Source organism: Gemmatimonadota bacterium (assembly GCA_016713785.1).
Classification (GTDB): Bacteria; Gemmatimonadota; Gemmatimonadetes; order Gemmatimonadales; family GWC2-71-9; genus JADJOM01.
In genome coordinates, this window is the sequence record JADJOM010000001.1 from 537,839 (window position 1) to 549,571 (window position 11,733).

12 protein-coding genes are annotated in these 11,733 nt (G+C 73.0%); 6 read left to right on the forward strand and 6 right to left on the reverse strand.

Features of this window, described 5'->3' with window-relative positions:
- Nucleotides 1–458 precede the first annotated feature (458 nt).
- The 4 genes from IPJ95_02355 (at nt 459) to IPJ95_02370 (ending at nt 5,618) form a co-directional block, all read left to right on the forward strand.
- Nucleotides 459–1,409 (forward strand): sigma 54-interacting transcriptional regulator, encoded by a 951-nt coding sequence (locus IPJ95_02355; protein MBK7922456.1) that lies wholly within the window; start codon nt 459–461, stop codon nt 1,407–1,409.
- Nucleotides 1,410–1,441: 32 nt separating this feature from the next.
- Nucleotides 1,442–2,281, forward strand: a complete 840-nt coding sequence (gene mutM, locus IPJ95_02360) for a bifunctional DNA-formamidopyrimidine glycosylase/DNA-(apurinic or apyrimidinic site) lyase (protein ID MBK7922457.1) — start codon at nt 1,442–1,444, stop codon at nt 2,279–2,281.
- An 80-nt stretch (nt 2,282–2,361) separates the two neighbouring features.
- The gene (locus tag IPJ95_02365; GenBank protein MBK7922458.1) at nt 2,362–3,456 is read left to right on the forward strand and encodes a nuclease; all 1,095 of its coding nucleotides are present in this window, start codon (nt 2,362–2,364) and stop codon (nt 3,454–3,456) included.
- A complete protein-coding gene (locus IPJ95_02370; protein ID MBK7922459.1) occupies nt 3,444–5,618 on the forward strand; it encodes a GWxTD domain-containing protein in 2,175 nt (724 codons plus the stop codon). The genes IPJ95_02365 and IPJ95_02370 overlap by 13 nt, the downstream gene beginning before the upstream one ends.
- Here IPJ95_02370 and IPJ95_02375 read toward each other — a convergent pair.
- Nucleotides 5,608–6,234: a hypothetical protein gene (locus IPJ95_02375; GenBank protein ID MBK7922460.1), complete on the reverse strand. Its 627-nt coding sequence runs from the start codon at nt 6,232–6,234 to the stop codon at nt 5,608–5,610. The genes IPJ95_02370 and IPJ95_02375 overlap by 11 nt on opposite strands.
- Before the next feature lie 38 nt (nt 6,235–6,272).
- Between IPJ95_02375 and IPJ95_02380 the strand changes: the two genes are divergently transcribed.
- A complete protein-coding gene (locus tag IPJ95_02380; protein ID MBK7922461.1) occupies nt 6,273–6,638 on the forward strand; it encodes a hypothetical protein in 366 nt (121 codons plus the stop codon).
- Here IPJ95_02380 and IPJ95_02385 read toward each other — a convergent pair.
- The 5 genes from IPJ95_02385 to IPJ95_02405 all read right to left on the reverse strand — a co-directional run bounded on the left by IPJ95_02385 (nt 6,635) and on the right by IPJ95_02405 (nt 11,064).
- A complete protein-coding gene (locus IPJ95_02385) occupies nt 6,635–7,126 on the reverse strand; it encodes a metallophosphoesterase family protein (protein MBK7922462.1) in 492 nt (163 codons plus the stop codon). The genes IPJ95_02380 and IPJ95_02385 overlap by 4 nt on opposite strands.
- A 4-nt stretch (nt 7,127–7,130) precedes the next feature.
- Complete coding sequence (locus tag IPJ95_02390; GenBank protein ID MBK7922463.1) at nt 7,131–7,709, reverse strand: UbiX family flavin prenyltransferase; 579 nt, start codon at nt 7,707–7,709, stop codon at nt 7,131–7,133.
- Nucleotides 7,710–7,973: 264 nt separating this feature from the next.
- Complete coding sequence (locus IPJ95_02395; GenBank protein ID MBK7922464.1) at nt 7,974–8,864, reverse strand: UbiA family prenyltransferase; 891 nt, start codon at nt 8,862–8,864, stop codon at nt 7,974–7,976.
- Nucleotides 8,861–10,339, reverse strand: a complete 1,479-nt coding sequence (locus tag IPJ95_02400; GenBank protein ID MBK7922465.1) for a menaquinone biosynthesis decarboxylase — start codon at nt 10,337–10,339, stop codon at nt 8,861–8,863. The genes IPJ95_02395 and IPJ95_02400 overlap by 4 nt, the downstream gene beginning before the upstream one ends.
- Nucleotides 10,336–11,064 carry a class I SAM-dependent methyltransferase gene (locus IPJ95_02405; protein MBK7922466.1) on the reverse strand — a complete coding sequence of 243 codons (729 nt, stop codon included), beginning with the start codon at nt 11,062–11,064 and terminating at the stop codon, nt 10,336–10,338. Before IPJ95_02405 ends, IPJ95_02400 begins: the two co-directional genes overlap by 4 nt.
- A 53-nt stretch (nt 11,065–11,117) precedes the next feature.
- On the opposite strand from IPJ95_02405, the gene IPJ95_02410 reads away from it, so the two are divergent.
- Entirely contained in the window at nt 11,118–11,720 is a 603-nt protein-coding gene (locus tag IPJ95_02410) for a sigma-70 family RNA polymerase sigma factor (protein ID MBK7922467.1), read from the forward strand.
- The last annotated feature ends 13 nt before the right edge of the window (nt 11,721–11,733 follow it).

Below are 11,733 nucleotides of genomic sequence, written 5' to 3' on the forward strand. Positions count from 1 at the left end.
TGCTCCCGACCCCCCTCTGCCGCTGGGACCTGCCCATCGCGCCGCTTCCTGAGGCCCCGGCCGAGGCCTTCGTGGAGGCGCTGCTGCGGGAGGGCCGGATCGGCTACCTCAACCCGGCGGCGGCGGCGCTGTTCGGCGCGCCTCGCCGGGAGAGCCTCGTCGGAGTCCGGCTCGGGGCGCTGCCCGCCACGGCGGCGCGCCCGGAGCCGCTGCTGGCGCGGCGCTTCCTGGCCGGGCGCGGCCGGCTCGCGGACAGCACCATCCGGCTGCCGGGACCGGCGGGCGAGGTCGTCCTCTGCCGCGCCGGGTGGGAGGGGGTGCGTGACGGTGGCGCGCTGCGCGCCATCTGGGTGGTGCTGCGGCCGGAGGCGCCGCCGGCGGCCACGGGCGGCGCCGGTCCCCTCACGGCGCCGGCGCCGCCCGCCCCGTGTCCCGAACTGGTGGGATGCAGCGCGGCGATGTGCCGGGTCCAGGAGAAGATCGCGCAGGTGGCACCCACGGACAGCACCGTGCTCATCCGGGGCGAGACGGGCACCGGCAAGGAGCTGATCGCCCGGGCCATCCATCGCGCCAGCGCCCGGCGGGACCGGCCGCTCGTGGCGGTGAACTGCGGCGCCATCGCGCGCGGTGTGGTGGAGAGCGAGCTGTTCGGGCACGAGAAGGGCGCCTTCACCGGCGCGCTGACGCGGAAGATCGGCTACGTGGAGCTGGCGGACGGCGGCACGCTCTTCCTCGACGAGATCGGCGACCTGCCACTCGACCTGCAGGTGAAGCTGCTGCGGGTGCTGCAGGAGGGCGAGGTGATCCGCGTGGGCGCCACCCAGCCGGTGCGCGTCAACGTCCGCGTGGTCGCCGCCACCCACCGCGACCTTGCCGCCATGGTGCAGCGGGGGGAGTTCCGGCAGGACCTCTACTACCGGCTGAACGTCTTCCCGATCCCGGTGGCGCCCCTGCGCGAGCGGACCGAGGACATCCCCGACCTGGCGCGCCACTTCGTGGCGCTGTACGCGGGGCGCCTTGGCAAGGAGATCGACGCCATTCCCATGGCCGTGCTCGACCGGCTCCGCCAGTTCCCCTGGCCGGGCAACATCCGCGAGCTCGCGAACGTGATCGAGCGCTCGGTGATCACCACGCCCGGGTCCACCCTGGTCCTGGCCGAGTGGGCCACCGGCCAGCACGTCCCGGTGTCGCCGGCGCCCGTCGGGCTGCCGCCCGCGGCCCAGGGGCCGACCACGCTGCACGCGGTGGACCGCGAGCATATCGTGCGGGTGCTCGAGGCCAGTGGCTGGCGGGTGAGCGGGCCGGGGGGCGCCGCCGAACGCCTGGGCCTCAAGCCCACGACGCTCGAGGCCCGGATGAAGAAGCTGGGTATCAGCCGGCCCGGGCGCGGGGAGGCGGGCCAGCCGTAGGCGCGGGAAGCCATCTGCTCTAGCTTTGGGACATGCCGGAGCTGCCCGAGGTCGAGACGATGGTCCGCGGCGTCCGCCCCCGGCTCGAGGGGGCAACGATCGTCGGCGCAACGCTGACCCACACCGACGTGCTGCGCGGGGTGTCGCGGCCCCGCCTGGTCGCGGCGCTCACCGGCGCGTTCGTCGACCGCGTCACCCGCCGCGCCAAGCACGGCATCCTGCACCTGGTGCTGGCCTCCGGCGAGCGGCGCTGGTTCGTGCTGCAGCCGGGGATGACCGGCAACCTGCTCCTCTACGACGACACGCTCACCTCCGCCGAGGCGAAGTACGCCGTGCTCCGGGCCCGGCTCGACCGCGGCGGCGAGTTCGTCTTCCGTGACATCCGCCGGATCGGGACGCTCTTGCTGCTCGACGCGGCCGGCTGGGCCCGCTACGACCAGGCCCTCGGCCCCGAGCCCCTCGACCCCGCCCTCACGGCGGAGGCGTTCACCGCGCAGCTGCGGCCCTCGCGGGCGGCCATCAAGAAGGTCCTGATGGACCAGCGGCGGATCGTGGGCGTCGGGAACATCTACGCCAACGAGGCGCTGTTCTGCGCCGGGATCGACCCGTCGAAGCCCGCGCACCTGGTGACCCCCGAGGCCTACGGTCGGCTGTACCAGCACGTGCGCCGCATCCTCAAGGCGGCCATCGAGGCCGAGGGGACCACCTTCCGCGACTACCGCACCGGCACCGGCCAGCCGGGGAACTTCCAGCTGGAGCTCCTGGTCTACGAGCGCGAGGGACAGCCGTGCCGGGCCTGCGGGACCACCCTGGCGGGGACCCACGCCATCGACGCCAGGATCACGGTGTTCTGCCACCGCTGCCAGCGCTAGGCCGGCCGGGCGTGGCGCCGGCGACGGGACCGACGTCATAATTCAGGAGCAGTCCGGCACTCCCCTTTCCACGACCCCCCGTGGCCACTGCCCTCCGCCTGTCGCTTCCCACCGCCGACCTGGCCGCGCTGCGCGATCGCGTGCGCCGGCTGGGCGAGCCGCGGCCGGCGGTCTACCGCATGCTCGACCCGCACGGGCGGGTGCTGTACGTGGGCAAGGCCAAGCGGCTGCGGCAGCGGCTGCTGTCGTACTTCCGGGCCAGCTACCCCGAGGACAAGGCGGCCCGGATCATCCACGCCACCGCCGAGCTGGCCTGGGACTACGTCCCGAGCGAGTTCGCCGCGCACCTGACCGAGCTGCGCCAGATCGCGCGGTTCCGCCCGCCGTTCAATCACCACATGAACCGCGCCCGGCGGACGCTCTTCGTGAAAGTGGCGGGCGGCCCGGCGCCGCGGCTCGGCGTGGGCGGCGTCACCGGGCGCGAGGACCAGCGCTGGTACGGCCCCTTCACCGGCGCCAGCCGGGTCCGCGACGCCGTGCGTACCCTCAATGACCTGCTCGGCCTGCGCGACTGCGCCCCGGCCATCCCGATGGTCTTCGCGGGCCAGATCGACCTCTTCCGGCCCGCGCTGCAGGCGGCCTGCATGCGGCACGAGTTCGGGTACTGCACCGGGCCCTGCGCCGGTTTCGTCACCGAGGCCGCCTACCGTGACCGGGCCGAGACCGCGCTGGCCTTCCTCGAGGGGCGCACCATCCAGCCGATGGACCGCATCGTCCGGGAGATGCAGGCGGCCGCGGAGCTGGCGGAGTTCGAGCGGGCCGCGAAATGGCGGGAGCGGTTCGAGCAGCTCGAGTGGCTGCTGGCCGCCACGCACCGGGCCCGCGCGGCGGTCGAGGCGCTCACGTTCGTCTATCGCGACCCGGGCGACTTCGGCGATGATCGCGCCTACCTGATCCGCCACGGCATCGTCCGCGCCAGCTATCCCTGGCCCGAGACGCCGATCGAGCGCGAGGCCTTCCGCGCCGAGGTCCGCGACGAACTGGCGCGGCCGGCGCCGGTCCCGGGCCCCCTGCCCTTCCGTCACCTCGACGAGATCCTGCTCATCATGGCGTGGTTCCGGCGGCATCCCGACGCCTTCCGGCGCACCAGCAGGCTGGAGTCATGGGTGGCCTGAGGACGGTCACGCTGGCATGGCTGGCGGTCACCGCGCCGCTCGCCAGCCAGAGCCCCGGGCTCCGGGCGGAGCTCGCCGGGTACCAGGCCGACCTGGCGCGCGTCGGGGATACCACCGCCCTCCGCGCCCGCGAGCGTGCCCTCGAGCCCGGGACCGATTCCAGCGACACCGGGACGATCCCCTGGCTGCACCGCGGCCTCACCCGCATCCGGCTGGGCCAGGTGGGCGACGGCTGGAGCTTCGGCCGCGCCACCCGCGACTTCTCCGCCGCCGCCGCGCAGCGGCCCGCGTGGCCCTGGCCCTGGTACGGCCGGGCACTCGCCGAGCAGGGCCGGGCCGAGTGGCTGGCGGCCGATCCGCTCAACCTCGGCTCCCGGGTAGGGTACGGGGCGCTCGAGGAAGCGCTGCGCTCCGCCCGCCAGGCGCTGGTGGCCGAACCCGGCTTTCTCCCCGCGCTCACGCTGCTGGTGGATGCCGCGGTGGTGCTGCGCGACACGCAGGCGGTCCGCGCCGAGGTGCGCCCCGCCCTCGCCGGCGCGTGGGCGGCCGGCCTCCGCACGCCCGAGCTGGTGCTGGCACTGGTCCGCGTGGCGCGCGAGGAGCTCGACGACAGCCTCCCGCCCTCCGTACCGCTCGACAGCCTGCTCCGGTACCTGCCCGCCACCGCGGAGGCGGGGCACGCGCTTGCGTGGACCGGCTTCCAGGCCGGGACGCCGTGGGCCGACTCGCTCTACTACGCTGCCGCCGCGCGGGACGACGCCTCGGGCGTCCTGGCCTACCGCGAGGCGCTCGGCGCCATCGCCGACGACAGCGCCCTCGCCGGCTTCGACGCGGCCCCCGCGGAAGATCGGGCGGGGACGCTGCGGCAGTTCTGGGAGGCCCGGGCGCGACGCGACCTCCGCGACCCCGCCGAGCGCGTGGCCGAGCACTACCGGCGGCTCGCCCACGCCACGCGGCACTTCGCGCTGCAGCTCAACCGGCGTTACTACAGCCCCAACAACCTGTATCGCTCCGCGCAGCAGTGGTACGACGATCGCGGCGTGGTCTGGATCCGTTTCGGCGCCCCCGACGACCGGGTGATCGTGCCGCTGTTCGGGCTCCCGCCCCTCGAGACCTGGCACTACCGCCGCGCCGACGGCGACCTGCTGCTGCACTTCCAGGCGGGCGGCTACAGCTCGGGCGCGCTCGACTTCGGCGGCGCCATCGACGACTACCGCCTGGTGCCCACGCTGTTCGACGCGATGTACCAGCGCAGCACCGCCTGGGACCTGCTGCTGCTCTCCCGCTGCCCCCTGCACCCGGTCTACTGTCGCTACCCGGCGTGGGGTCCGCACGGCCGGGCGCAGCTGGTGGCGGAGGAGCAGCGGGTGGTCATCGGCAGCACCGAGGTGGCGGTGTCGGGCGAAGGCTGGGAACGGCGCTTTGCCCACGGCCTCCAGGCCCGCATGGAGGCCTTCGCGGTGGGCCGGCGCGGGGAGCGGACGCTGGTGCACCTGGCCTACCAGGTCCCGGTCGCGGTGCGGGAGGGGGTGCCGGCCGGCGCGCGGCTCCAGTCGCCGGTACACCTGCGGGTGGCGGTGCTCGGCGCCGACGGCGCCGCGGTGGCCTGGGTGGACACCACCACCATCGCGAGCCTGCCGCCGGGCCGGCCCGGCGTGCTGGAGGCGTTCGGGCGCGCCGCGTTCGCGGTGCCCCCGGGACGCTGGCGCTATCGGGTGGAGCTCGCGGTCGGGGATTCCACCGGGCAGGTGTTCCCCACCGACTCACTGGAGGTGGGAGACTTCGACGGCGCACGCCTGGCGCTCAGCGACCTGGTGCTCGGCCGCCCAGGGATCGGCGCGCCGTGGGCCCCAGAGGCGGCGGACACCGCCTACTTCACCCCCCGCGCCCGCTGGGCCCGTGGCGATACGCTGGCGCTCTATCACGAGGTGTATGGGCTGGCGGCGGGCGCGCCGTACCTGGTACGCCTCACCCTGCGCCGCGGGCGGCGCACCGCGCTGACCGCGGCCTGGGAGGGCACCGCGTCGGGGCCGGTCACCCGGCTGAGCCGCGCACTCTCGCTCGCGGCGCTGCGGCCCGGCGACTACCTGCTGGAGCTGGCGGTGACCGCCGCTGACGGCGGCCAGGCCACCACCCGGCGGCGGGTGACGATCACCGAGTGAAGCTGACGGGCGCCCACAGCGCCGGCTGCCGCTCCACCTCGGTCGGGTGCTTCACCCGGGGCGCCGTCGGCCAGGCCACCCAGCCCTGCGGATCGTCGTCGAACACCCGGAACGCGAGGCCCGGCCGCCCCGCCCCGGCCTCCGCGAAGTAGGCCTGATCCATCCGGAACTCGAGCGACCAGCCTTCCGCGTCGCTCACGGCGCGCACCTCCCACCCGCCCCCCTCCCGCTCGGCGCCGAGGCGCCAGTCCGGATCGTCCCGGGGGGCGCGCCACGTGCCCGCCTCGCCCCGCAGCACCACGCTGCTGTCGAGCACCCGGCGGAAGTACCACTGGAAGTCGTCGTGCATCGGGCCGGGAGCGCGATCCCCCTGGGTGTCGAGGCTGATCACCAGGTCGTCGCCCCAGGAGACCGTCCGGTCCGGCATCCGGGCCGCGACCACCACCGACCCGCCGTGGCGCACCACCCACAGCTGCACCACGCCGGCGGGCCGCGCCAGCTCGAGCGTCGGCGCGCCGTACTCCTCCCGCGACGCGACGCCATCGAAGACCACCGGCGCGGGCGCCGGCCGGACCAGCAGGGTATCGAGCAGGAGCGCGGCCACGAGCAGGTGCATGGGGATTCCGGTTGGTTGCAGAACGACACTTCGCCTGGGTGACGGCCCAGACCACCCTCACCGACGCCGACTACCTGGCGCTCGGCCGGAAGTACTACGACTGGTTCGTCAGCGCCGAGGCCGACAGTCTCGTCGCACACCTGAGCGCGGGGGCACAGGAACGGGCCGGGGGCGTCGATGGCGTCAATCGCGCCATCGTGGAATTCCTCAACCTGGCCGGCGTCGAGGGCGAGATCGTCGAGGAGAAGATGACCCGCCGCAACGGCCGGCCGCAGTACTGGCGGGAGAGCCGCTATGCCGCCTTCACCGAGGAATCGCTGGTCTTTCGCTGGGTCTTCACCGAGGCCGGCGACCTCGACGGGGTGGGCATGGGCCCGAGGAGCCGCACCCCGGCGCCGGACTAATCGACGTCGAGCCCGGTGAGCGGCACCAGCCGGGCGCGGGGCGGGAGGCCCGCCTCGAGTTCCATGATCCCGACGGAGGCCGGCAGGTCGAAGCGGCGCGGCCCGGCGCCCCCAGGGTTCATCACGGTCCGGACCAGGTCCACGGTGGTGAGCAGCGGCCGGTGGGTGTGGCCGTAGATGATCACGTCGGCCTCGGGCCACAGCCGATGCAGGCTCTCCGGCGCCGGGCTGCCGAGCTGGTCGCCGTGGGTCACCACGAAGTCGAGCCCCTCGATCCGGCGCTCGACCACCTGCGGGATCCGCTGCCGCACGTCCCACCCGTCGCAGTTGCCGTAGACCGCGAGCACCGGCGCCAGCGCCTCGAGCTCGGTCAGGAGGTCGAGCGGACCGATGTCGCCGGCGTGGAGGATCAGGTCCACCTCGGCGAAGACCTCGAAGACCTCGGGCCGGAGCAGGCCGTGGGTGTCCGCGATGATGCCGAGCCGCACCGCCTCAGCCCTGCCACCGGGGGGCGATGTCGAGGCCGAGGTCGAGCTGGTCGAGGATCCGCTGCACGATGAAGTCCACCAGTTCCGGGATCCCGGTGGGCCGGTGGTAGAAACCGGGGGCGGCGGGGAGCACCACCGCGCCGGCCTCGGTGACGGCGGTGAGGTTGCGCAGGTGCACCAGCGAGAGCGGCGTCTCGCGCGGCACCAGGATCAGTTTGCGCCGTTCCTTGAGGGCCACGTCGGCGGCGCGCTCCACCAGCGAACGGCTGGTCCCGTGCGCCACCGCGGCCACCGTGCCCATCGAGCAGGGACAGATGACCATGCCGGCGCTGCGCGCCGACCCGGAGGCCGGCGTGCCGCCCCGGTCGGTATCGGCAAAGCAGGTGATGCTGGACCAGTCCCCGCCGGTGGCCTCCCGGAGCGCGGCCTCATCCGCGAGGCCCGCCTCCGTGCCGAGCAGCCGCCAGCCGTGGCTCGAGACGATGAGCCACACCGGCACCCGGTGGCGCGCCAGCACCTCGAGGAGGCGCACCGCGTAGGGCGCGCCCGAGGCCCCGGTGACGGCCAGCACCACGGGGTGCATCGGTCAGCGTCCGCGGCGGTTGGCGGTCGGGTTCTTGGGGGCGTGACGCTCCGGCTGGGGAGGCGGCACGCGCGGCTGCTGCGCGCCCTTCTCCGGCTTCGGCTTGCCACGGCCCCGCTGCGGAATCAGGCTTTCCTTCGGTCGCTTGCCCATCGTGCCTCCCCTTGGGTGGTGCCCACGTCCACTCTCGTCGTCCCGCTTCCCGCTTCCCGCTTCCCGCTTCCCGCTTCCCGCTTCCCGCTTCCCGCTTCCCGCTTCCCAGGACTACACCAACCGGTCCACCAGCGCGAACATGAAGACCGTCAGGCTCATCACGCCGTTCATCGTGAAGAACGCGGTGTCGAGCCGCGACAGGTCGCCGGGGCGCACCAGCTGGTGCTCGTACGCGAGGATCAGCGCGGCGGCAGCCACTCCCACGAAGTACCAGGCCCCGAATCCGGCGCCCCAGCCGAACAGCGCCAGCGCGGGGATCGTCACCCCGTGCAGCACCTTGGCGAGCAGGATGCTCCGCGCCTGGCCCAGGCGCACCACCGCGCTGTGCAGCCCGGCGTCGCGGTCAAAGCCCTCGTCCGGCAGGGCATAGAAGATATCGAAGCCCGCCACCCAGGTGGCCACGGCCATCGTGATGGCCACCAGCACCCACCACGGCTCGCTCCAGCGCCCCGTCACCGCGAGGTAGCCCCCCACCGGCGCGATCGCGAGCGAGAGCCCGAGCCAGAGGTGCGGCCACCAGGTGAACCGCTTGGCCAGGCTGTAGAGCATGATCCACCCCAGCGCCAGCGGGCTCAGCCGGAAGCAGAGCGGGTTGAGGAACCAGGAGGAGGCCAGGAACACCGCGCCGGCCACCACCACCGACAGCCACGCCTGCCGCAGGGTCAGGCGGCCCCGGGGCAGCTCCCGCTCCCGGGTGCGCGGGTTCCGGGCGTCGTAGCGGCGGTCCACGATGCGGTTGAAGCCCATCGCCACCCAGCGGGCGGCGCTGAACGCCACCACCACCACCGCGACCGTCTGCCACCGCACCCCCGCCTCGAGCGACGCCTCCAGCACGCCGAGCATGGCGAAGGGCAGCGCAAAGATGGTGTGCGGCAGCTTGACGAAGCTGGCATAGCGGGCCAGCAGCGACGCGCCGTCGTAGGTCTGGCCCTCGGCCCTCACAGGCGGATCCCGAGCCGGGGCCACAGCTCATCCACCCGGCGCCGCGTGGCCTCGTCCATGGTGATGAGCTCGGGCCACTCCCGGGTGAAGCCCTCGTCCCGCCACTTCCGGGTCCCGTCGATCCCCATCTTGCTGCCGAAGCTGAAGTGCTGGCTGGCGTGGTCGAGCACGTCGACCGGCCCCTTGGTGAAGCGCACGTCGCGCTCGGGGTCGATGTTGTTGAGCACGATCCACCACGCCTCGTCGGGGTCCTGCACATTCACGTGCTTGTCCACGATCACCAGCACCTTGGCCAGCGACATGAGCCCCGCGCCCCACAGCGCGTTCATCACCTTGTAGGCCTGGCCCGGGTACTGCTTGTCGATGGAGACAAACACCAGGTTGTGGAAGATGCCGCAGGCCGGCATGTGGTAGTCCACCACCTCGGGCACCGTGAGCCGCAGCAGCGGCAGGAAGATCCGCTCCGTGGCGTGCCCCAGGTAATAGTCCTCCATCGGCGGGCGGCCCACCAGCGTCGCGGCGTAGACCGGCTGCTTCCGCATGGTGACGGCGGTGACGTGCACCCGGGGGTAGAGGTCGGCCAGCGAGTAGTAGCCGGTGTGGTCGCCGAACGGCCCCTCGGTGACCAGCGGCTCCGCCGGGTCGATGTAGCCCTCGATGACGTACTCCGCCTCGGCGGGCACCTCGAGCTCGCAGGTGACGGCCTTGACCAGCTCCACCGGCGACTTCCGCAGGAACCCCGCGAAGATGAACTCGTCGATCATCGGCGGCAGCGGGGCCGAGGCCGAATAGAGGCTGGCCGGGTCGGCGCCCACGGCGATCGCCACCGGCATCTTCTCCCCCCGGGCCGCCAGCTCGCGCCAGTGGTGGGCGCCCACCTTGTGCCGCTGCCAGTGCATGGCCAGCTCGCGCTTCCCCTGCACCTGCACCCGGTACATCCCCACGTTGCGGATGCCCCGGTTGGGATCCTCGGTGATCACCATCGGGAGGGTGATGTACCGGCCGCCGTCCCCGGGCCAGGTGGTGAGGAACGGGATCCGGTCCAGGTCCACCTGGTCGCCCTGCCACACGATCTCCTGGCAGGCGCCGCGGCCGCCGCGCGTGCGCGGCGGGAACTTCGACGCCTCCGCCAGCTTGGGCAGCATCGAGAGCTTCCCGAACAGGCCGTCGGGCACCTTGAGGTTGAGCAGCTCGCTGATCCGCGCCCCGACCTCGTCGAGGTGCTGCACGCCGAGCGAGAGGCACATCCGCTTCATCGAGCCGTACAGGTTGATCGCCACCGGGTGCTCGCTGGGCCGGCCGTCGTCGAGCAGCGGCCGCTCGAACAGCAGCGCCGGCCCCCCGCCCGGGCTCTTCATGCACCGGTCGGCGATCTCCGCGATCTCGAGCCGGGTCCGCACCGGCTCCCGCACCCGCACCAGCTCGCCCATCTTCTCGATGGCCGCGATGAATTCCTGCAGGGTGTCGAGCGTCATGCGCGGGTCCCCACGTGGATGGCGCAGATCCCACCGACGAGCAGCGTGTACCGTACCCCGGTGAACCCCGCCCGTTCCATGAGCGCGACGAGCGCCGGCGGCTCCGGGAAGGCGAGGACCGAGGCGGGCAGGTAGGCGTACGCGTCCTGGTGCTTCGACACCAGCCGCCCGATCAGCGGCAGCAGCCGGCGGAAGTAGAAGAAGTAGAGCCCCCGCATCGGCTGCCGCGGCGGCGTGGTGAACTCGAGGATCACCAGCCGCGCCCCCGGCTTGAGCACCCGCGCCGCCTCCGCCAGCCCCTGGTCCAGCTCCGCGAAGTTGCGGACCCCGAAGCCCACCGTGGCGCCGTCGAACGTCGCGGAGGGAAACGGCAGCTCCAGCGCGTCGGCGTTCACCGGGCGCACCCGGTCCGACTTGCCCTTCCCGAGCACCAGCATGGGCAGCACGAAGTCCGCCCCGATGACCCGGCCGCCAAACCCGGCCTGCCGGCCCAGCTGGGCGGCCAGATCCAGGGTGCCAGCGCAGAGATCGAGGTAGAGTCCGTCGGGGCGGGCGGGCCAATCCAGCTCGGCCACCGCCTGCCGGCGCCACCGCCGGTCGACGTTCAGGCTGAGCAGGTGATTCAGGAAGTCGTACCGGGGGGCGATGGCCGTGAACATCTCCCGGACATAGGACCGCTTCTCCAACCCGCCGGAGAGCGGTAACTTCCTATCTGTGGCTAACATAGGCGCAGAATGTAGTCCGTGGAGCGGCGGCCGGGCAAGGCGCCGGGCTCTTCATGGCTGAACGTCCCGATCTGGTGTCCCTGAGCGATCAGGAGATCGTGGCCCTCGCCAAGGAGGGACGCGAAGCCGCGTACCGTGAACTCATCCGCCGGTACGAGCGGCCCGTGTTCTCCCTCATCCTGCGCATGGTCCGCGACCGCCAGCTGGCCGAGGACCTGGCCCAGGAGACCTTCATCAAGGCGCTCAACGCCATCGGGAGCTACCGCCCCGAGTTCAAGTTCTCGAGCTGGATCTTCAAGATCGCCAACAACGCCGCGATCGATCAGCTGCGCCGCCGCGAGGTCGACACCCTCTCGATCGACGGCGCCCCCAACGCCACCAGCGCCGACGACATCGAAGCCACGGCGCTGCAGGTTGGCGACAAGGGCGAGACCCCCCTGGCCGAGCTCGAGGCCCGCGAACTGGGGACCCACATCGAGCGGGCCATCGCCAGGCTCCGGCCCGAGTACCGCTCCTGCATCATGCTCCGGCACGTCGAGGGGCTGGCCTACGAGGAGATCGCCCAGCTCCTCGACCTGCCCCTGGGCACCGTGAAGACCTATATCCACCGGGCGCGCCACGAGCTGCGGGACATGCTCGCGCACCTCCGAGACTGAAACCCCCTCTCCG

Bases quoted from the DNA above. Each gene is read 5' to 3' on its own strand.
- IPJ95_02400 (MBK7922465.1), bottom strand. From the start codon at position 10,339: ATGACGCTCGACACCCTGCAGGAATTCATCGCGGCCATCGAGAAGATG.
- IPJ95_02410 (MBK7922467.1), top strand. From the start codon at position 11,118: ATGGCTGAACGTCCCGATCTGGTGTCCCTGAGCGATCAGGAGATCGTG.
- IPJ95_02375 (MBK7922460.1), bottom strand. From the start codon at position 6,234: ATGCACCTGCTCGTGGCCGCGCTCCTGCTCGATACCCTGCTGGTCCGG.
- IPJ95_02405 (MBK7922466.1), bottom strand. From the start codon at position 11,064: ATGTTAGCCACAGATAGGAAGTTACCGCTCTCCGGCGGGTTGGAGAAG.
- mutM (MBK7922457.1), top strand. From the start codon at position 1,442: ATGCCGGAGCTGCCCGAGGTCGAGACGATGGTCCGCGGCGTCCGCCCC.
- IPJ95_02370 (MBK7922459.1), top strand. From the start codon at position 3,444: ATGGGTGGCCTGAGGACGGTCACGCTGGCATGGCTGGCGGTCACCGCG.
- IPJ95_02390 (MBK7922463.1), bottom strand. From the start codon at position 7,709: ATGCACCCCGTGGTGCTGGCCGTCACCGGGGCCTCGGGCGCGCCCTAC.
- IPJ95_02355 (MBK7922456.1), top strand. From the start codon at position 459: ATGTGCCGGGTCCAGGAGAAGATCGCGCAGGTGGCACCCACGGACAGC.